This is a genomic window from Neolewinella litorea (assembly GCF_004803465.1).
GTDB classification, from domain to species: Bacteria; Bacteroidota; Bacteroidia; order Chitinophagales; family Saprospiraceae; genus Neolewinella; species Neolewinella litorea.
The window spans coordinates 337,913-358,173 of the sequence record NZ_SRSF01000002.1 but is presented as its reverse complement, the minus strand read 5'-3'; the positions used below and the strand labels follow the sequence as shown (position 1 = coordinate 358,173).

Annotated in this window: 20 protein-coding genes; 10 read left to right on the top strand and 10 right to left on the bottom strand. The window is 60.6% G+C overall.

Features of this window, described 5'->3' with window-relative positions; translation table 11 throughout:
- Nucleotides 1-16: 16 nt before the first annotated feature.
- On the top strand, nt 17-2,542 hold the full coding sequence (locus tag E4021_RS07175; RefSeq protein WP_136457840.1) for a glycosyl hydrolase: 2,526 nt from the start codon (nt 17-19) through the stop codon (nt 2,540-2,542).
- 121 nt (nt 2,543-2,663) lie between these two features.
- Nucleotides 2,664-3,356, top strand: a complete 693-nt coding sequence (locus tag E4021_RS07170) for an SDR family NAD(P)-dependent oxidoreductase (protein ID WP_136457838.1) — start codon at nt 2,664-2,666, stop codon at nt 3,354-3,356.
- Between the two features lie 17 nt (nt 3,357-3,373).
- Here E4021_RS07170 and E4021_RS07165 read toward each other — a convergent pair whose 3' ends face one another.
- The 3 genes from E4021_RS07165 to E4021_RS07155 form a co-directional block, all read right to left on the bottom strand.
- Nucleotides 3,374-4,315, bottom strand: a complete 942-nt coding sequence (locus E4021_RS07165; protein ID WP_136457836.1) for a glycoside hydrolase family 43 protein — start codon at nt 4,313-4,315, stop codon at nt 3,374-3,376.
- Nucleotides 4,316-4,376: 61 nt separating this feature from the next.
- On the bottom strand, nt 4,377-6,818 hold the full coding sequence (locus E4021_RS07160) for a DUF5916 domain-containing protein (protein ID WP_168797506.1): 2,442 nt from the start codon (nt 6,816-6,818) through the stop codon (nt 4,377-4,379).
- A 233-nt stretch (nt 6,819-7,051) separates the two neighbouring features.
- Complete coding sequence (locus E4021_RS07155) at nt 7,052-7,498, bottom strand: DUF1761 domain-containing protein (RefSeq protein WP_136457833.1); 447 nt, start codon at nt 7,496-7,498, stop codon at nt 7,052-7,054.
- A 294-nt stretch (nt 7,499-7,792) separates the two neighbouring features.
- Here E4021_RS07155 and E4021_RS07150 point away from each other — a divergent pair, with 294 nt between their 5' ends.
- From E4021_RS07150 to E4021_RS07120, 7 genes are all read left to right on the top strand, one after another.
- On the top strand, nt 7,793-8,995 hold the full coding sequence (locus E4021_RS07150; protein ID WP_246050254.1) for a sensor histidine kinase: 1,203 nt from the start codon (nt 7,793-7,795) through the stop codon (nt 8,993-8,995).
- Nucleotides 8,996-9,193: 198 nt separating this feature from the next.
- Nucleotides 9,194-9,634, top strand: a complete 441-nt coding sequence (rplM, locus tag E4021_RS07145; protein ID WP_136457829.1) for a 50S ribosomal protein L13 — start codon at nt 9,194-9,196, stop codon at nt 9,632-9,634.
- Nucleotides 9,635-9,733: 99 nt separating this feature from the next.
- On the top strand, nt 9,734-10,123 hold the full coding sequence (gene rpsI / locus E4021_RS07140) for a 30S ribosomal protein S9 (RefSeq protein ID WP_136457827.1): 390 nt from the start codon (nt 9,734-9,736) through the stop codon (nt 10,121-10,123).
- Nucleotides 10,124-10,257: 134 nt separating this feature from the next.
- Nucleotides 10,258-11,001: a 30S ribosomal protein S2 gene (rpsB, locus tag E4021_RS07135; protein WP_136457825.1), complete on the top strand. Its 744-nt coding sequence runs from the start codon at nt 10,258-10,260 to the stop codon at nt 10,999-11,001.
- Nucleotides 11,002-11,105: 104 nt separating this feature from the next.
- Nucleotides 11,106-11,936 carry a translation elongation factor Ts gene (gene tsf, locus E4021_RS07130; RefSeq protein ID WP_136457823.1) on the top strand — a complete coding sequence of 277 codons (831 nt, stop codon included), beginning with the start codon at nt 11,106-11,108 and terminating at the stop codon, nt 11,934-11,936.
- A 101-nt stretch (nt 11,937-12,037) separates the two neighbouring features.
- Nucleotides 12,038-12,253, top strand: a complete 216-nt coding sequence (locus E4021_RS07125) for a heavy-metal-associated domain-containing protein (protein WP_136457821.1) — start codon at nt 12,038-12,040, stop codon at nt 12,251-12,253.
- Nucleotides 12,250-13,155, top strand: coding sequence for a 1-aminocyclopropane-1-carboxylate deaminase/D-cysteine desulfhydrase (locus E4021_RS07120; RefSeq protein ID WP_136457819.1), 906 nt, complete (start codon nt 12,250-12,252; stop codon nt 13,153-13,155). The genes E4021_RS07125 and E4021_RS07120 overlap by 4 nt, the downstream gene beginning before the upstream one ends.
- Nucleotides 13,156-13,173: 18 nt before the next feature.
- Here the strand turns inward: E4021_RS07120 and E4021_RS07115 are convergent, their stop codons facing one another.
- The 3 genes from E4021_RS07115 to E4021_RS07105 all read right to left on the bottom strand — a co-directional run bounded on the left by E4021_RS07115 (nt 13,174) and on the right by E4021_RS07105 (nt 15,913).
- Nucleotides 13,174-14,040: a glycosyltransferase family 2 protein gene (locus E4021_RS07115; protein WP_168797504.1), complete on the bottom strand. Its 867-nt coding sequence runs from the start codon at nt 14,038-14,040 to the stop codon at nt 13,174-13,176.
- A 68-nt stretch (nt 14,041-14,108) separates the two neighbouring features.
- Nucleotides 14,109-15,083, bottom strand: coding sequence for a polyprenyl synthetase family protein (locus E4021_RS07110; protein ID WP_136457815.1), 975 nt, complete (start codon nt 15,081-15,083; stop codon nt 14,109-14,111).
- Between the two features lie 20 nt (nt 15,084-15,103).
- Nucleotides 15,104-15,913, bottom strand: a complete 810-nt coding sequence (locus E4021_RS07105) for an SdiA-regulated domain-containing protein (protein ID WP_136457813.1) — start codon at nt 15,911-15,913, stop codon at nt 15,104-15,106.
- 558 nt (nt 15,914-16,471) lie between these two features.
- On the opposite strand from E4021_RS07105, the gene pdeM reads away from it, so the two are divergent.
- Nucleotides 16,472-17,122 (top strand): ligase-associated DNA damage response endonuclease PdeM, encoded by a 651-nt coding sequence (pdeM, locus tag E4021_RS07100; RefSeq protein ID WP_168797503.1) that lies wholly within the window; start codon nt 16,472-16,474, stop codon nt 17,120-17,122.
- Between the two features lie 12 nt (nt 17,123-17,134).
- Here the strand turns inward: pdeM and E4021_RS07095 are convergent, their stop codons facing one another.
- The 4 genes from E4021_RS07095 to E4021_RS07080 form a co-directional block, all read right to left on the bottom strand.
- The gene (locus E4021_RS07095) at nt 17,135-17,677 is read right to left on the bottom strand and encodes a hypothetical protein (RefSeq protein ID WP_136457809.1); all 543 of its coding nucleotides are present in this window, start codon (nt 17,675-17,677) and stop codon (nt 17,135-17,137) included.
- A 120-nt stretch (nt 17,678-17,797) separates the two neighbouring features.
- The gene (locus E4021_RS07090; protein WP_136457807.1) at nt 17,798-18,139 is read right to left on the bottom strand and encodes a hypothetical protein; all 342 of its coding nucleotides are present in this window, start codon (nt 18,137-18,139) and stop codon (nt 17,798-17,800) included.
- A 5-nt stretch (nt 18,140-18,144) separates the two neighbouring features.
- Nucleotides 18,145-19,542, bottom strand: a complete 1,398-nt coding sequence (locus E4021_RS07085) for a sulfatase family protein (RefSeq protein WP_136457805.1) — start codon at nt 19,540-19,542, stop codon at nt 18,145-18,147.
- Between the two features lie 44 nt (nt 19,543-19,586).
- Nucleotides 19,587-20,261, bottom strand: coding sequence for a haloacid dehalogenase type II (locus E4021_RS07080; protein WP_136457803.1), 675 nt, complete (start codon nt 20,259-20,261; stop codon nt 19,587-19,589).

The following is a 20,261-nucleotide window of genomic DNA, read 5'->3' as shown; positions in this document are numbered from 1 at the left end:
ACAACCGATTTTCCGTATGCGTCTATCCCTGTCCGTATTCCTGCTCTTCCTCTCTGTCGGACTTATTGGTCAGGTCAACGTGCAAACCGCGAAACCCTGGACCTACTGGTGGTGGATGGGCAGTGCCGTGGAACGCGAGGAGATCAGCCGGCAACTGGGCGAAATGGCGGAAAGCGGCCTGGGCGGGGTGCACATTATTCCGATCTACGGCGCCAAGGGGTACGAAGACAAGTTCCTTCCCTTTCTCTCGGAAGAGTGGATGGCGGCGGTGGAATTCACCATTGCCGAAGCGGAAGCCCTGGATCTGGGCGTCGACCTGACCCTCGGCACCGGGTGGCCCTACGGCGGTCCGTGGATCACCCCTGAATTTGCCGCACAACGGCTTGTGGTCACCGAAGGTGGCTATACCGTGGAACCGACCGGGCAAAACGTGAAACGCGCCGCCCCGGGTGGGGAAGGGCAGGTGATGGATTACTTCTCCGGCACCGCGGTCGACCACTATCTCGCCCACTTTGACTCCGTTTTCGCCCGGACGGCACACCCGATTGAGCCCCGGGCGCTGTACCACGATTCTTACGAGGTATACGGTGCCGACTGGACGACGGACTTCCCGGCCGCCTTCGCCAACCGGAACGGGTATGCAGTGGAGGACCAACTGCACCTGCTGCGCGATACACTGCACCCCGAGCGCCCGTTTTTGTTGCACGACATCCGCGCCACGCTGGCTGACTTGCTGTACACGGAATTCGCGAAGACGTGGACGGACTTCAGCCGCAGTCGCGGTTTCCTGACCCGGCTGCAGGCCCACGGGTCTCCAGGCAACATCCTTGACCTTTACGGCCTGGCGGACATCCCCGAGACCGAATCCTTTGGCTGCAGCGTCTTCGGCATTCCGGGACTGGCCTGCGACCCCGACTACAGTGAGGACAATTTCGGACGGCCGAGTGCCCTCATGATGAAGTTCGCCAGTTCACCCGCCCACCTGATGGGCAAGCCGCTGGTCAGCTCCGAAACGGCGACCTGGCTGGGGAACCACTTCAAGGTCTCGCTGCGGCAGGTAAAACCCCAGATCGATCAACTCTTCGCGGCCGGGATCAACCACGTCTTCTTCCACGGAACTACCTATTCGCCCACGGCAGCCGGCTATCCGGGCTGGCGGTTCTATGCTTCCACCAATTTTGGCTCGACGTCCCACTTCTACGAAGAACTCCCGCTGTTGAACCGGTATATCCAAAACTGCCAGACGAAACTGCAGGCGGCGGCGAGCGACAACGACGTGCTGCTATACTTTCCCGTCCACGACCTGTGGACGAAGCAACCTACCCCGGTGACGGTCTTCCTGGACGTCCACCACTACGATAAGTGGTTCGGCGAGACAGCCTTCGGACAAACGGCCCGGTACCTGGAAGAGGAGGGGTTTGCTTTTGATTACGTATCCGATCAACAACTCTCGCAGCTGCGGGGCACCTCCTCCGGCGAGGTCCATTACCCGGGAAAGCAGGGGGGCAGGTACCGCACCATCGTGGTGCCCCCGGTCGATTACATCCCCTTCGAAACCGTGCGCGAACTCCGCCGGCTGGCGCGCGAAGGGGTGAGCATCGTTTTCGAGGGAGGACTGCCCGCCGCATTCGCCGGACGCAAATACCTGGAAGACGCACAGCAGCCGGCCGACTTACTGGGCGGCGACAACCTGCCCGACCGGATGGTGATCACCGACAACCTGCCGCGCAGTCTCCAGGAACTCGGCGCGAGACAGGAGGAGCTGAAAAAGCTGGGACTGGATTTTATCCGCAAACGGACCGCTACGGGGCAACTGTACTTCGTCACCAACCTGGGAAGTGAGGCGAACGCCGACGCGCTGCGATTAAACGCCGAATACCGCTACGTGACCATCACCGACCCCCTAAGCGAGAGGAGCGGTTACCTGAATACCCAGGACCGCTTTACGCTGGAGATTCGGCCAGGGCAGTCGTACTTTCTCGAAACCAGCGCCCAACGCCCCGATGCGCCGCTCTGGGACAACCCGGTGGCTGTGGATACGGTAGAACTGGTGCGCCCCTGGTCGGTTGATTTTGCTTCTGCGCGTACCGACGCTCCCCAACAGGCTTTCTTACGGGATACCCTGACTTCGTGGACCGGCTGGGGCACCGACACGCTGGAATACTTCACCGGAAAGGCTACCTACCGGACTACCTTTTCCGTAGAGAATCCCGAAGAGGCTAGGGCCTACCGGCTTGCGTTCGACCGAATCCACGAATCCGCGGAAGTAATCCTGAACGGGGTGCCGCAGGGCACGATCTGGTCGTTCCCGAATAGTCTGGAGCTGCGGCCCGAAGATCTGAAATCGGAAAACGAATTACGGGTGGTAGTACAGAATGTATCCGCGAACTACCTGCGGAAATACGACCGGGAGCATCCCGGGTGGAAGAACTTCTACGACATCAACTTCGTGGACATTACCTATCGCCCCTTCGCGGCGGCGGACTGGCCGCTGCACCCTTCCGGGCTGGAAGGTGGGGTGCGATTAGTGAAATTTCGCTGACGGCGGGGAGATACGTATTTTAGCTCGAACTAATTTGTAGGTACCTTAATTATAGGTACATAGGTGACTATTTCTTATTAGCGGTGGTCGTCGAGGCTATTTACACATTCAATTTGACACTATGAACTTCCCCCCAATTTCAAACCTTATTTCATTCGAAGGTAAATTCGTTGCAGTTACCGGGGCCTGCTCGGACATCGGCCAGCGTACGGCTATGCGCTTCGCCGAATCAGGTGCCCGGGTAATCCTGCTGGATTCCGACGAAGATGAACTTTCCCGGCTGTCGGACAAGATCATTGCCCAGGGCTACCGGGCCCACGGGCACCCGCTGGACATTACCGACCTGGATCGCATAAGAGACGTCGCCGATCACATCGACCGGGAACACGGGCACCTGGACGTATGGTGCACGGTCGCCAATATCTTTCCCTGCGCGCCCGTCCTCGAGATGGACGGGACCAGCTTTCAGCGGATGGTCGACCTTAACCTGAAAGGCACCTTCTTTTGCGCACAGCAGGCGGCCCGCGTCATGATTGAAGCCGGTACCGGCGGAACCATCATCAACGTCATCGCTCCCGCCCAGCGAAAAACCTCCACCCATCAGGGGTCGTACCTGTCCACGAAGGGAGCTATGCACGGTTTTACGCGCGCCCTGGCGGTGGAACTGGCCGAGCGAAATATCCGGGTGCTGGCGGTCGACCCTACGCTGGAGCACGTCTCCAGCCCGGATGAAGTGGCACGGCTGGTCTTCTTCGCCGCGTCCGACCTGGCCACCATTATGAGCGGGAGTTCCCTCCAGACCGCGTCTTTCTGATCAGTCCACCTCGGGGTTTAGTCCTCAAATTCCTGCAGCAGCCGGTCGAGCACGCGACGCTCTACGCGCAGTACGGTCCCGTGCCGCGTCCCGTCGGGAAACCGTAACTGATCGGAGATATCCGTCCAGTCGACCAGGTCCGAAGAGCGTACGGCACCCATGGCGTGATTGGTGTAGCGATCGAAATAAACGACCCACCCTTGTTCCGTCCGCGTGGCGGTCGGGCCCTCTACCCAGTTATCCGTTATTGGCTCGGAGGCCGGGGAGTAAGGGCCCGTGAGTTCGTCTCCGTAGGCGATGCGGATGTTCTTTTCCGCCCGGGGCAGCTTGGTTTCGTCTTTGAGGAACATCACGAATCGGTCGTCGATCCGCTGGATGGTGGCGTCAATGACGTTAAAACCCTGGTCGTAGAGCAGGCGAGTATCGGAGAACGTCTCAAAGTCCTCCGTCACAGTATAGTACATCCGGTGGTTTAGCCCGTTGTCGCCGCTGGAGTCGGTCTCGGGAAACCGTCCGGGAATCGTAGTGGCCCAGTAGATCATATACCGCTCGTAGGGGGCATCGTAGAAGATTTCCGGGGCCCAGCAGTTGCCGGCCTCCGGTTCGTCTTCCATCACGGGGAGGTATTGCTGCTCCGACCAATGGATCAGATCCTCGGAATGCGCGTACCCGATGCCGCGTTCGTGCCAGCTGACGGTCCATACCATGTGAAACCGGCCGTCACCACCCCGAATGATACAGGGGTCGCGCATGAGCCGGTCGTCACTGACCTGGGGTGTCAGCAGGGAGGCATTTCCGTTCAGCGGGGTCCACGCCAGGCCATCTTCGCTGTAGGCGAGGTGAAGTCCGTCTTCCCCGTTACCCTGGAAGTAGGAGAACAGATATACTTCCTCGTTTTGGGCGGCAAGCGGAGCCGCCAGGAGGGTCAGCCAAACAGCAAGGCGGAAGTGGAAGGTCATACGCACAGTTTGGTGGGAAGGTAAGCCGTGCGCGGGTATACCAGCTTGTGGTGGGCCCGGGCTACCGCGGAAACAGGCTGGCGTAATCCAGCCAGTAGACCACCTTCAGTGAAACGGAGCCGGAAAGCGGCGTGTCGGGTCCCCAGAGATCGGAAAAACTGTCGGCGTAGGTGTCCGAGACCCGCCGGTCGAAGTCGGTGATGCTGGATTTGTACACCATGAAGATGTCACTTCCCGGCGCGAAGCGCCAGCGGTAGACGACGTCGACGTTGAAGGCGTCGAAATCCTGGTCGTGGCTGCCGGAGTAATCGGTCACGATAAGTTGGCCGTCGGTATCGAGCAGGTGGAAACGGGAATAGCCTACCCCGCTCCAGTAGTGGCGTACGCGCAGGTTCAGGGTCATGCGGGCGGAGAAGCTGTACTTGCCGCTCAAGCCGGCCTCTACGCTGTTGCGGTCGCGGGTACCGAAATAGACGTCGGTATATTCCCGCTGGCCGTCGAGGAAGGTCTCGCGGTTGACGTAGCCCACATCGTTATAGTCGTTGCCGCGGCGGGCGAAAGCACTCATGCTCAGGCGATCGCTGAAGCGGTAGCGGGTATTCAGATTGAAGTTCAGGGAGTAGCGGTTCGTGTCGTCCCACCAGCGCGTCAGGTTGAAATTGGTACTGAGGCGCAGTTTCTTGCGGTTGTCGGTACCGATCCAGCCGCCCAGGTTGCTGCTACCGGGTACGCGCCAGAATCGCCCCGCTACCCGGGGTTCGAAGAAATCGAACTGGTCGCCGACGTCGTGCTCGGTCCACAGGTTGATGTTCCAGAAGCCCTGGGTGGTGGCGTACACGTAGGCTTCCACGTTGGTGCCGACGTAGCGGCTCGGGGCATACAGCCGGCGGTAATCGATATCGACGCCCCCGCCCCCGTTGAGGAAGAAGCCGTTGAAGAAGGCCTCGGGCTGCCGGTAGTTGAGTTCCGCGCTCCAGAACCGGGAGTTGTTGGCGCGCATGATACCCAGGTCGTTGACGTCGTAGGTGTCGCTCTCCTCTCCGTAACTCGCCTCCCAGGTCCACTGACCGGAGATACGGGCTATTTCCAGGTCGAGGGCGTGGCCGGTCTCGGAATGTTCGGCTTCGTACTGTCGGCTGTGCTTGAACTCGCCGCGTACGGCGTAGGCGTTGGCGCGGTTGTGGATGTCGAACAGCAGTGCGGTGACGTTGGCGTCCCGGGCCGAGCCCTCCCGCATTACGTTGGTATTGATGAGGGTGGCCGAGGAGTTGTTCGGCAGGTTCTGGTCGACGGTCAGGATATTGTAGTTCGTAAGGGGGTTGGTAAGTACCTGCCGCTCATCACCGTCCGCGCTCCGAATGGTCGCGTAGTTTTCCTGTTCCACGGCGTTGAAAATGCCGACGCCCGTGCCCCGCGCCGTTCGGCCGCTGATTTTGGTGGCGTTGTAGAGCTTGGCCCGCTGTGGGTTATTGACGATCTCATCGCCGTCCTCGAGCGCGTCGTAGACCCGCTGCTGGAAGAAGTTGCTGCCCCCCACCCGCCGACTGTAGAACAGCCTGCCCTTGGTGAACAGCTCCGTACCCTCCGTGAAGAAGGCCCGTTGCTCGTCGAAGCGCTGCTCGAAGGGGCCGAGGTTGAGGATCTGGTCGTCGCTCCGCGCCTCCCCGAAGTCGGGGATCAGGGTCATGTCCAGGGTGAAGGCATCGTTGAGACCCAGCTTAACGTCCATGCCCCCGGTCACGCTGGCCCCGTAGGTGGCCTTTTCGTTGGGTTCGCGGCCCTGGAGCCCGTACACCGCCACAAAGGGGGTGGCCTGCAGGCGCAGGGGAGCTTTAATATCGTAGAGGCCGGTGAGGGTGCCGGATTGGTTGAGGAATCCGTCGACGTTGGGGTCGATCTCGGACCAGAAGCTTTGCTCGTTTTTGCGGCGCAGGGTGCGCGCGAAGTTGATCGTCCAGGTTTGCTCGGCCGTGGCGGGGAAGCGCAGGGCGGAGTAGGGGAGGAAGATCTCGGCGGTCCAACCCTCGTCCGTCCGTTCGGTTTGGCTTTCCCAAACGGCGTCCCAGTCGGGATCTTCCCTGCCGTCGTTCTGTTTGGCGTCAAACTGTACGTTGGCGGGCGTGACGAGGAAGGTGAAGCCATTAATTCCGCTTTGGTAGGGGTCGAGGACCAGTCCGAAGATGTCGGTGTTTCCCAGGTCGTCCCGCTCGGTCAGTTCGGCCAGGATGCTGTCGGGACGCGTGTCGAGCATTTTGGCTCCGACGAAGATGCCCCGATTATCGTAGAGGACGCGGACCTCTGTGGTCTGGCTGGCCGGCAGTCCGGGATTAGGGCGCAGGGTGACAAAGTCGCTCGCCACCGGTGCCTCCGACCAGGCGGCCTCGTCGAGCCGCCCGTCGATCGTGATCGTCGTTTCGATGCGATGCGCCTCCAGGGTGGGCTTGTCCTGCGCGCCCACGGGGGGTACCAGAAAGAGCAACAGGATAAGCAGGAAAAGAGGCATGCAGGGGGGACTGGGTGTTTTGGCGGACTTGATTCTCTGAACGACGAGCGGCTGCGGGAGGGGGGTTGCACAGATCGGGCACGGCCCGACCACATAAGATAAGGGATTTTTGCGAATGGCCACCTGGCCATGACGCATGGTAGGTCAGGGTAACGGATGGGGGTTCAATTCAATCCAGAACTTTGGAGTGGGGCGCGGCCGCGGGTGCCGGGGGCGGTCCCGCGAGCCAGGTGTTAGGGTACCCGCCGGACAACGGGCCAGCGGGCTACGATGGCACCGATCACGGCGAATAGTATCACGTGGTAACTGCCGTCGATTACGGTTAGGATGGCCGGGTTCATGGCGAAGAGATTGCCCGTGCCGTGGCTGGCGGCAACGACCAGTCCGACCAGCAGGCCCAACAGGGCGCCCTCGCCGAGGGTGGTGCGTTTGGTGCGCTGCATGAGCCAGGACAGGAACAGCGCGTAGGCGGCCATTACGAAGGCGTTGATCAGCATGGGCATGACGGGGTCCAGGGTGACCGCTTCACCGTACTTCCGGAAGTTGACGTCGTCCTCGGTGGTGAGCCCCACCGCCTCCGTCCAGGCGGCATTAAACAGGGCTCCGTAAAAAAGAAAACCGACGAACATGCCGCCGACGGTAGCTCCGAGAATGGCCCACCAATTGATGGATCTTGTCATGGTAAGTGCAAATTTGGTCCGATCAAGGTACAGTTTTCACGGGGCTTGGCGGCCGCCGCGTTGTGAACCACCGCCGGACAGCCGCCGCGCCGCGTCGTCCTACCAGTACGGCACCCGCGAACCCGCCCGAATGGAGAAACGGAGAAAAACGCGGAAAGAAATTGGGCATAATGGGGTGTGAGATGACGTTCGGTCCCCGCACAGACGCACGAACTGTTTGAATTTGTGGACATTGTGATCTTCTTAATGAGGCCCTCCCCGAATACAATCTCCTTCAATTACCTTTGTCCTGTGATGCCACCCACCCCGGAAAACGAAGCGCAACGCCTGGCGAACCTGCGCAAGTACGCCATCCTGGACAGTTTGCCCGAAGATGAGTTTGACGATCTGACCGCCATTGCCGCCCAGATCTGTGGTACTCCCGTATCCCTGATCACGCTCGTTGATGAGGATCGCCAGTGGTTCAAGTCTGCCTTGGGTGCGCCCGAGGGCATGACCGGTTCGCCGCGTGACATTGCGCTGTGCGCCTACAATATACTGGAGCCCGAAACCACCATGGTGGTGCCGGATGCACGCCTGGACCCCCGCTTTGCCAACAATGAACTGGTGATCAAGGACCCCAACGTTGTTTTTTACGCCGGGGTGCCCCTGATCAGCCGGGAGGGTTACGCCCTGGGCAGCCTCTGCGTGATTGACCACGAACCCCGGCAGCTGGCCGACAGCCAATTGCGGGCCCTGGAACAGCTCGCGCGACAGGTGATCAAACTGTTCGAACTCCGCCACGCCCTGGCTGAGGCTGAGCAAAACTCCCGGGACCGCGAGCAGGCCTATCGGATACTGCGCGACTTCAGTCACGTCATCGCCCATGACCTCAAGGCCCCCCTGCGCAACATCCGCCAGGCCGGCGAACTGCTTGAAGAGGACTACCTGAAGCTCCTGCCCGAAGACGGCGCCGAACTGCTGCGGATGATCCAGGAACGGGCGGTGGATGCCTCCATGATGATCGATGGGGTGCTGCGGTACAGCCAGGTGACGCGCAGTCTGCAGGATGCACACGAAGAGGTTGTCGTACAGCACTGCATCGACCAGGCGCTGCGGCAACTGGGGAAACCCGCGGAATGCAAGGTGGAATACGTGGGGGAGGTAAAGCAATTGTACACTTCCTCGATCGCGCTGCTGCAAACGGTACAGAACCTGATCGGGAATGCCGTCAAGTTCAACGACAAGGAAGATTGCCGCATCGTAATCGACTGCGTACACGAGCCCGGGCAATGGTACACGTTTACCGTTGAGGACAACGGCCCGGGCATCCCGCCGCAGAACCTGAATCTGATCTTTCGCCTGTTCCACAGCGCGGGTGCGGGCAAGACGCAAAGCCACGGGGTGGGGCTGTCCATCGTGAAGCGCCTCATCGAGGCCATCGGGGGCAGTATCACCGTCGCCTCCACCGTGGGTGAGGGTACGAAATTTACCTTCAAGATTCCCGACCGCAAATAGGTCAGGATCAAGGGCGTGCGAAATTTTTACTGTTTTTCAGCGACTTATAAAGGTTGGATCGGAAAATAAGCTTAAAAATGCTTGTTTCTGTTTTCCCTTACGCGTACCTTTGCGTCCGCTTTCGTGGCGGCGTTCCGTTGGGGCGCTTTCGTCCCGCAGTACTGCGCGACATTGAATCAGTAAAATCAAGTATTTCCAGTGAATACATTATCCTACAAAACGCAGTCGGCCAACGTCAATACCGTTGAGCGCAAGTGGCACGTGATCGACGTAGAAGGCGAGGTCGTCGGTCGCATTGCCAGCCGGATTGCCCGTGTACTTCGTGGCAAGCACAAGCCCGACTACACCCCCCATTTCGACAACGGCGACCACGTAATTGTCATCAACGCCGAGAAGGTCCGCTTTACCGGTCAGAAGACCAACAATAAGGTATACCTGCGCCACACCGGCTACCCCGGTGGCCAGCGGAAGGCTACGCCCCGCCAATTGCTGGCGCGCAAGCCCGAGCTCGTGCTGGAGCACGCCATCAAAGGCATGATGCCCAAGACCAAACTCGGTCGCGCCCAGTACCGTAAACTTCACGTTTACGTCGGTGCCGAGCATCCCCACACCGCCCAGCAACCGCAGGAACTCAAATAGTCAGTTGGTGCGGCCGGGAGTTGCTTTACAAGCGGTTTTCCGCCCCCCGGTACTCAGGCAACTCAACAAGCGCACCACCGCAACAAAGCAAAATAATCCATGGAACAAATCAATGCCATTGGTCGCCGCAAGGCCGCCGTCGCCCGCATCTACCTCATGCAGGGTAAGGGTAATATCACCGTTAACGGTAAGGACTACAAGGCTTACTTCCCCCAGACGCACGTCCAGGGTAAGATCGTGCAGCCTTTTGAGGTCATCGAAGTCGACAACAGCATCTACGATGTGAAGGTCAACGTAGACGGTGGTGGCTACAAGGGACAGGCCGAGGCCATCCGCATGGCGATCAGCCGCGCGCTGGTAAAGTTGAACGAAGACTTCCGCAGCCCCCTCAAGAGCAACAAGCTGCTGACCCGCGACGCCCGCGTGGTAGAGCGTAAGAAGTACGGTAAGCCCAAGGCCCGTAAGAGCTTCCAGTTCTCCAAGCGGTAGACGGATCACCGTGTGGTACTGTGGTACGTCCGTACCGTCGTACGCACGCTCTGCTACCGGACTATTCTACTGCCGTATCGCGGTACTTAAAAAACCATTCAGGCTCATACCCTGGATTCAACTATAAAAAAACCATGGCTAAGCCAACCCATCAGCAGCTCCTGGACGCCGGCGTACATTTCGGTCACCTGCGCCGCAAGTGGAACCCCAAGATGTCGCCTTACATCTTCAGCGAGAAGAACGGCATCCACCTCATCGACCTTAACCGTACGCTCGAGAACCTCGACCGCGCCGGAAACGCCATGCGGCAGATCGCCCGGGCCGGTAAGAAGATTCTCTTCGTAGCGACCAAGAAGCAGGCCCGTGACATCGTCACCGCCGCCGCGCAGGAAGTGAATATGCCCTACGTCACCGACCGGTGGCAGGGTGGTATGCTGACTAACTTCAACACCATCCGCCGCTCGATCCGCAAGATGCAGAACATCGAACGGATGCTCAACGACGGTACCCTCGACAGCGTAACCAAGAAGGAGCGCCTTACCCTGACCCGTGAGCACGAGAAGATGAACAAGGTACTGGGTGGTATCGCTGATATGCAGCGGATCCCCAACGCCATCTTCGTGGTCGATATCGTACACGAACACCTGGCCATCGCCGAAGCCAAAAAGCTCGGTATGCGCACCTTCGGTATCGTTGATACCAACGCCGACCCCACAAGTGTCGACTACGCCATCCCCGGCAACGACGACGCCAGCAAGGCCGTAGGCGTGATCACCAACTACCTCGTCGAGTGCATCAAAGAAGGCCTGGCCGAGCGCAGCGAAGAGAAGGAGGAGAAAGCCAGCAGCGGAGAAGAGCAGACCGCCAGCGCAGAGTAACAATTCAGTGTGGTAGTACGGCAGTACGGCAGTTCCTGACTGCTGTACTGCCGTACTGCTATGCTCCTCCAACCAGATTATAACAGAAAAAAACATCCATACAAATGGCTATATCGGCTAAAGACGTAAAGAAACTGCGGGACATGACCGGTTCCGGTATGATGGACTGCAAGAAAGCCCTGGCGGAAGCCGAAGGCGATTTTGACAAGGCCATCGAGATCCTGCGCAAGCGCGGCGAAAAGGTAGCGGCCAAGCGCGGCGACCGGGAAGCCAACGAAGGCGTAGTGATCGCCCAGGTAAACGACGCCAATGACTACGGGGTGGTCGTGCGCCTGAGCAGCGAGACCGACTTCGTGGCCAAGAACGACGACTTCGTGGCTTTCGCCCAGAAGATCGCCGACCTGGCCCTCGAAAACCGGCCCGCCGATCTCGATGCCCTCAACGCCCTCAACATGGAAGGCAAGCTCACCATCGGAGAGAAGGTAACCGAGATGGTAGGTAAGATCAACGAGAAGATCAGCATCACCGCCTACGAGCAACTCAGTGCCCCCCTGGTGGCCCCCTACATTCACAGCGGATACCGCGCCGGTGTGCTGGTAGCCCTGAACAAGAATGACGAAGCCGCCTTCGACGCCGGCCGCGACGTTGCCATGCAGGTTGCCGCCATGAAGCCGATCGCCGTCAATAAGGAGGGCATCGACCAGGCAACCGTCGATCAGGAACTCGACATCGCGATGGATCTGGCCCGCCAGGAAGGTAAGCCCGAGGCTATGCTAGAGAAGATCGGACAGGGACGCCTCAACAAGTTCTACAAGGAGAATACCCTGGAAGCCCAGGCCTTCGTGAAGAGCGACAAGCAGACCGTGGCCCAGTACCTCGACAGCGTGGAGAAGGGACTGAAAGTCACCGACTTCAAGCACGTCGCCCTCGGGTAACCAACCCGGCAAGACCGATTAAAATGGGTCATCTTCCGGCTGGAAGGTGACCCATTTTTGTTCAGGCGGTGTTCTGTGACCGTAATTGACCATAATCACCCATGACTGCTACGCTTAAGTCCTTTACCACAAACATCAACTGCGGCAGCTGCGTACGCAGTGTCACGCCCTTCCTCGACGAGCTAGAAGGCGTCACCATCTGGCGCGTTGACGTGGAAGACGAACGCAAACTTCTGACCGTGGAAGGCACCGCCTCCGAAGCCGAAATCATGCAGGTGGTCGAGGAAGCCGGCTACGACATCAAACCACTGGCCTGATACCGCCCCTTCCCGCCAGTCCGCTGGAGCGCCTGCATCACCCCGCGGCCGAAGCGGCGGGCGTGCAGCTCTTCGTCAAGCGCGACGACCACTATTCCTGGGAGCCCCTGGATCCCCTGCAGGGCAACAAGGTGCGCAAGCTGGCGCCCTTACTGGCCCGCGATGACCTTCGCGGCCGCATGGTAGTCTCCTTCGGCGGGGCTTACAGCAACCACGTAGCCGCCCTGAGCTCTGCCGGCCGGCGTTTTGGGTTTCGCACCCGATTTTACATCAGAGGGGAAGCCGTCCGGAACCCGACCCTGGATCTGGTGACGCGTAACGGCTCCACCCTGCACTTTCTGGACCGCACCGCCTACCGGCGCAAGCACGACCCCGATTTTCAGCGGGTGATCGGCCTACGCACGGAGGAGATCGTCGTCCCCGAAGGAGGAAGCCAACGTGAATCCCTGCCCTACGCAGGTGCCGTCTACGCCGAGACAGTGGATCAGCTTGGCACGGCCCCAGACTACTTTTGCCTCAGTGCCGGTACCGGCGGAACGGCGGCGGGAGTGTTGCTGGCAGCCTACGGAAGCCCTACACGGGTCGAGGTTTTTCCTGCTCTCCGGGGCGACTGGATGGCGAAGGAGATACGCAATTGGCTGACTGCGCCCGAAGCCTTAACCGGGCTGGACCTGATCACTGACTTTTCATTCGGGGGGTACGCCAGGTTTCCCGCTGCCTGGCGCCTCTATACCCCCGCGGGGAGTGTGGCTACGCGGGCGGAAATTAAGGAGCCCCTGCTTCCCCCGCTGGAGCCGGTTTATACGGCCAAACTGTTCGCCGGAGTGCTGCATAGGATATCGGCCGGTTATTACCCCAGGGGGGGTACCGTGGTCATTCTGCACAGCGGGGGGATCTATTGATTGTCCGTTCCGGGGCTGTCAGACGAAGAGGGCGTCGCTGCGGGCGGCGGCGATCTGGTGATCCGCGGGCTGTTTCAGGATCTCGAGTTGATTTAGATCCCAACGGATCAGGCCTTCGTGCTGGAACTGCTTGAGCCACCCCTCCATGGGCCAGATCTTCCATTTGGCGTGGAAGCGTTGGGCATTACTTACTATGTCCGTGAGGTGATTGTAGGGTGGGGAGTAGACCGGATGGTGCTGGTGGTACGCCCGGGCGGTACAGGCGTAGAGCGGAAGCCGGGTGAGGCGGGCGTTGAAGGCGAAGTCGGTGTCTTCCCCGCCGTAGCCGACGTACCCCTCATCGAATCCTCCCAGCCGGGCAAAATCGCTGGCGCGCAACCCGAAAGCGAGGGACCAGAACAGCGGGTAGGGAAGGGTCATCAGGTCCTTGCCATCGGGTATGGCCGGCCGCCGGGGATGGGCCTGTGCCTTGCGGTCTAGGTCGGCGAAGGACCAGTGGCCGGAGGCCGCGTCCGGCGGTAGGTAGCGCACGTCGCCCATAACCAGGCCGTGGGTTCGGTCAACGGCTTGCTGCAAGTGGCAGAGGTAGTCGGGATCGGGGATGCAATCCACGTCCAGGAAGGCCAAAAGGTCACCCTGCGCGCGTGACGCGGCCAGGTTGCGGGTGGCCGCCAGCGGCAACTGGTGATCATCGGAATTGAGCTGGATGGGGAAGAACGGGCATCCCGGATCGGTGAGCTGATCGGGGATCGCTTCGTTCATGAAGACGACAACGACTTCCTTGGGGGGGCAATGCTGCTCGGCAATCCCCCGCAGGAGATTATTGAGGTGGGAGCGCCTGCCGTGTACGATGGAGAGTAAACTGATGTTACTGCTCGGGGCCATGCGATTGAGCGATTGGGTGCGCTGAATAAAAGAGGCGCACCGCCGATTGTTCATGTCAGCGACTGGATTTAGTACGCCCGCTCCACCACGAAATTGACAAGCTGCTCGAGCCCGTCGCGGGCCGGAGTTGGGGGCAGGGCCCGCAAGAGTTCAAAGGCCTCGTCGCGGTAGCGTAACATGGCGGATTCCGCGTAGGCGATACCCTCGCTTTCGCGGACGAAGCGCAGTACTTCCTGCACCTTCTCGGGGTCGTCGCTGTGTTTCTTGATGTTACGGATCATGCGCCGGCGTTCACCGCGGGAGGCCCGGTTGAGGGCATGGATGAGGGGGAGCGTCATCTTCTTTTCCTTGATGTCGATGCCCCGGGGCTTACCTACGTTGTCGAGACCGAAATCAAACAGGTCGTCGCGGATCTGAAAGGCGATGCCGATTTTTTCGCCGAAGGTGTGCATCCGCTTAAGGGTCGCCTCGTCGTCGGTCGCGGAGGCAGCCCCCGCGGCGCAGGAAGCGGCAATCAGACTGGCCGTTTTCTGCCGGATGACCTCGAAGTAGATCTCCTCGTCGATGTCCAGCCGCCGGGCCTTCTCAATCTGCAGCAGCTCGCCTTCGGCCAGGGCCTGTACGGCGTCGGAGCTGATCTCGAGGGTGCGGTACTGCTTGGTTGCCAGGGCGATCGACAGGCCGCGGGCCAGGAAGTAGTCGCCCACCAGCACGGCGATCTTGTTCTTCCACAGGGCATTGATGCTGAAAAAACCGCGGCGCTCGTAGCTTTCGTCCACTACGTCGTCGTGTACCAGACTGGCCGTGTGGACCAGTTCGATGAGGCTAGCGGCGGTGTAGGTATCGTCGTTGATGCCGCCGCAGGCCTGGGCGCTGAAGAAAGTGAACATGGGACGCATCTGCTTGCCCTTCCGCCTCACGATGTAGTAGGTGATGCGGTCCATGAGCGGCACCGGCGACCGCAGCGTTTCCCGAAACCTCTTTTCGAAGGTCTCCAGTTCGTGCGCGATCGGTTGCTTTATCTGGTCGAGGCCATCGGCCATCTCTGGGGGGGTGCAGCTGGTTAGGGGGCCAAAGGTAGCCTATATATCCGGGCCGGTTCGCCGTCTTTGGCTTCGGTACTGATGTATAGCGTGCCGTCCGGAGCGAAGGCCAGGCCTTCGGCCTGGGGCAGCCATTTTTTGTCCAGTTTCCGCACCGTTTCGATGTTGCCCTCGCGGTCGGTGACGAGCAGTCGATTGCCTACGCTGCTGGTCAGAAACAGTTGGCCGGTGTGCGGGTGGATCGCCAGGGCGGAGGGCGAAAATTCGTCCTCGCGCGGAATGCTGTAGGCGGCCTCCTCACTCAGTTCGCGGGTTTTCAGGTCAAAGGCGAAAATGTACCGGTTGTCCTTGTCCAGGCCGTTGCCCTTCGGGTCGTCCTTGCAGGCCAGCAGGAGACGGTTGCGCGCGGCATCGTAGGCCAGTCCCTCCACGTCGTTTTCTCCCTTGAGCCAGTTGTTGAACTCCTCCACCCGCGGGCGGTCGTTGCCCGAGCGGGTTATGCGGTATAGCCGCCCGTTACTTTTGGTTACCCAGATTTCGTCCTCGCTTACGGCGGCCAGCCCTTCGTAGTCGCCGTCGTCCCAGAATTCCAGGCGCTCTTGAATGCTCCCGTCGGTGGCGCTGAGGCGGTAGAGTATGCCGTGCTCGTCTTCGACGGCCAGCAGGTCATCGCCGCACAGGGTCAGGCCCGAGATTTCATCGAGTTCCTTGGGCAGCTCCGCCACTAGTACGGGATGGTCAAGGTCGTAGGAGAACTGGGCCATCATGCGGGCGGGGCCGCAGGTGCAAAGGGGGGCCAGGAACAGCCAGATCGGGGGGTTCATACGCATACTCCTAGTAAGGTCTTTCGGCGAACTTTGGTTTTCTGTTTGTTGGGTTACGGAGGGCTGTGACCTGAGGTCGCGAGCTGTGGGCAAATTGTTTTTTGGTGGTTTCGTGAGGCGCGACCGGAGGTCACGAGCCGCTGGTCCTTTTGCGGTCTTATGGGAACGTCATTGTGCAGGGCCGCGACCGGAGGTCATGAGCCGTGGGCAAATTCTTCTTTTGTGGTTTGGTGAGCCGCGACCGGAGATCGCGAGCCGTGGGCAAACTGTTTTTTTGGTGGTTTCGTGAGCCGCGACCGGAGGTCACGAGCCGCTGGTCCTATTGCGGTTTTATGGGAACGGTATTGTGCAGCGCCGCGACTGGAGGTCACCAGCCACGGACAAATTCTTCTTTGGCGACCTAATGAGACGCGACCGGAGGTCACGAGCCGGGGGCAAATTCTTCATTGGCGACCCAATGAGCCGCGGGCGGAGGTCACGAGCCGTGCGGAAGCTGTTTTTGGTGGTTCCATGAGCCGCGACCGGAGGTCGCGAGCCGCGGACAAATCGTACTTTTGCGGCCCCATGGAAACCGTCATCATAGCCGGGGAAAAGCTGCTGCTCCATCCCGATCGCGCCATCTACTGGCCAGCGCGTCGCATGCTGTTGCTGGCCGATCTGCACCTCGGTAAGGGGGCACACTTCCGGCGCGCGGGCATCGCCGTGCCGCGGGGGGTGAGTTCGGTCAATTTTCTGCGGCTGGCTGGCCTGCTCGAAGAATTCGGGCCGGAGCGCGTACTGCTCCTGGGAGATCTGTTCCATAGCGACCACAACCACGTGTGGGGCGACTTTTGTGCCTTCACCGCCGCCCGCCCGGCTATCCGCTTCGAATTGGTGCCCGGCAACCACGACGTACTGCCGCCCCACTGTTACGAGGAGGCCCGGCTCGTTTGTCATCCGGAAATAATCACTGAAGGGCCCTTCAGCCTGAGCCATCATCCGCTGACTGAGGAACGCCGTCCGGCCGGTCAGTACAACCTCTGCGGCCACGTACATCCCTGCGTAAGGCTGCTGGACGGAAGCGGGCGGAGCATGAAGTTGCCGAGCTTCTACTTCGGAAGTAACGAGGGCATCCTGCCGGCGTTCGGGGAGTTTACCGGCTGCGCCGAAGTGAAGGTGCGGCCGGGCGACCGGGTTTTCGTCCTGGCGGAGGATGCCGTCCTTGCCGTCAGTTAGGTCGGCTCCGCGCTACCGGAAACGCAGGGAAAGCTGCCGACCCTCCAGGGTGTCGGGGGCCTTATCAAAGAGGAGGATGGTGTAGGCCAGTCCGCGTCCCGACCGGTAAAGGGCGATCAGCTGTGCCTGCTCCTTGTCGCTGAAGCTGCGCTTTGGCCGGAAGGTGTACATACGGGCCCAATCGGCACCGTACAGGGCAAGTTCCTCCTCGTCAAAGCTGTGTACCGCGGTCACCGCGTCTTCGTCGTTGCTGCCAAGATTCATGGCCAGGGTAGTGGCGGCCAGGTGCGGCAATTGATAATAGCGATCGCCTTCGTGCTCCGGCAGGATATGGAAGCGCAGTTCCAGTTTCTCGCGGCGCGACGACATGGCGTAGTGCTCCTCCAACCAGCGGTTGTCGCCACGCAGGGTGGTCTCCCGGAAATCACTGTCGAGGGGCGGCGTAAACCGGATGTCCAGACTGTCCAGTCGCCACAGAAAGTCCGGCGGCAGGTCGATCTGGGCCGGAAGAGAAGCGGCGAACAACAGGAAAAAAAGAATATGGGCGGCAGGCATACCGAAAGAATATTGGCGTCCGCTAAGGTATTGAACGCCAGTGGTAAAGACTGCGGGCAGTGCGGGGCACGTCAGGGGGGCGACCTGCTTTGCGTGGGCCTTTTCGGTGGGGACCCCGACTTACAGGGCAGAGCGTAGCCGCTCGACCAGCAGGTTGGTGATGCGGCGGTTGATCTCACCTTCGTGGTCCAGGTAGTACGACAACTCCTCGCTGGTGAAGTGGCCCACGACCATCCCGAAAAGAAGGCCCCGTAGTCGATTGTCGCGGGTCACCAGTTCCTTTATTTTTTCAAATCGCCGGGCCGCCGACACCTGACCCGGATTCACCTTGCGCTTGACGAGGTAGTGCTGCAATACGGCGGTCAATAACTCGTGCTGTTGCTTGAGGATTGGTCGCAGGGCGGTATTCTGGAAGTGCTCTTCGGAGGAATCCGTAGGGAGGGTGGGTATTTCAGGGCGCATGATCGTTAATTTTTTCGTTCAGCCAGCTGATTCTTCACCGGTGTGATCGTAGCGCGGTGTTGGTCCAGGCGTTCGGCAATCTGTTGGATCACCTCCGGATGCTGCGGGGCGATGTCGGTCGTTTCGCCGGGATCGTATCCGAGGTGGTACAGCAAGGGCGGTTCGTGCACCTCCCGTTCCCCGAATTGACCGTAGGCCCCCTCGGTGATGAAGTGGGCCTTGTACTGACCCAGACGCATGGCGTAGGGCGTTTGGCCCCGGTAAAAGATCATTTCCTGGCGGGGACTGTCGTGGCCTTGCAACAGCGTGGGCGACAGATCAAGACCGTCGATGATCCGGTCGTCGGGCAGGGCTACTCCGGCCAGGGCGGAAAAGGTCGTAAATAGGTCCAGGGTGCTGCCCATGCTGCGGACCGTGCCCGGCGCAATTCGGCCCGGTCCCCAGAAAACGGCCGGTACGCGGTGCCCGCCCTCCCAGGTGGTACCCTTGCCCGCCCGGAAGGGGCCCGGACTGCCCCCGTCGAGGCCGTAAGACCGCCAGGGGCCGTTATCCGAAGTGAAGACGACGATGGTATTCTCCGCCAGTCCCTCGGCGCGGAGGAGGTCCAGGATCCGGCCTACGCCGTCATCGATCTCCTCCACCACGTCCCCGTATAGCCCACGTTCGCTGCTGCCCAAAAAGTCGTCGGACGCGAAGAGGGGGACGTGCGGCAGGTTATGGGCCAGGTAAACGAAAAAGGGACCACCGGCGTGGCTTTTGATAAAATCCATAGCCTCCTGCGTGTACCGGCGCGTGATGGTACGCTGGTCGGCGGGCTGTTCTACGACCAGGGTGTCCCGCAGCAGGGGGACGTTGAAATTTTCCACGCGGATGGAATCGTGCGACTGCCGCCAAAACTCGTGGTAGGGCAGCGGCGACGACAGGTCCATGTCGTTGGAGTAGGGGATACCGAAGTAGGTATCAAAGCCGTGGGCTGTAGGGAGATACTGCGGCAGGTGACCCAGGTGCCACTTGCCGATGGCGGCGGTGGCGTAGCCGGCAGACTTAAGCTGCTCAGCCAGGGTGATCTCAGAGGCGGGCAGCCCACCCGTACTGTTGGGGAACAATACGCGGTGGCGGTCGCTGGACATGCCGCTGCGCACCGGGTAACGACCCGTGAGCAGGGCGGCGCGGCTGGGCGTACATACGTTGGCCGCGACGTAGAAATTGGTCCAGCGTTGTCCCTCCCGGCCCATCTCATCGAGCCGCGGCGTGCGGATGGTGGGGTGGCCGTAGCTACTCAGGTCACCGTAGCCGAGGTCATCCGTGAAAATGACGACGAAGTTCGGCGGTCCGCTTTTGTCTTGTGCGGACAGACCGGAAAAGCAGCATAACAGCGGGAATAAAAGAAGCAGGGCGCGCATGGTTCAGCTCAGTTTACCGGAATGTACGGCGGGGCGGGGTAGCGTCAGTCGACGAGCCGGTCGGCCAGGCTCGACAGGTCTTCACAGGTATACGTGGTCGGCCCGGCCAACGGATACAGTGCCTGGCCCGGGCGCGCGATGAAGGCGGTCTGCATTCCGGCCCAGGCCGCGCCCGCTACGTCCCAGCCGTGGGCGGCTACGAGCAGGCAGTCTTTCGGCGAAGCACCTACCTCATCGGCGGCCCAGTTGTACACGTCACGGTGGGGCTTGAATTTGCCTATCGACTCTACGCTTAGCAGGTTTTCGAAGTAGGGTTCCAGCCCCGCATGACCGATCTGGTCCTGTAATGCCGCCGAGCCCCCGTTGGTGAGGGTGAACAGCCGGAAACCCGCCCGCTGAAGCCGACGCAGGGCGGCCGGCACCTCGGGGTGGGGCGGCAGGGAACGGATAGGTTTCAGGGCGGCCTCGGCCGCCTCTTGAGAAAGCGTGATGTGGTTCTTTTCGGCCACCATTCGCAGCGTGGCGGCGCCGATGTCCCCGAAGTCGGCGTAGCGGTCGCCCACCGTAGCCACCAGGGAGTACTGCAGAAGGGTGGTGAACCAGAGGGGTACCAGCTCCTTACGGCCGTTCAGGGCGTTCGCCACGCTTTCCTTTACCGGCTGCAGGTCGAGGAGGGTCTCGTTGACGTCGAAGAAGATGACTTTGGGTTGGGTCGGCAT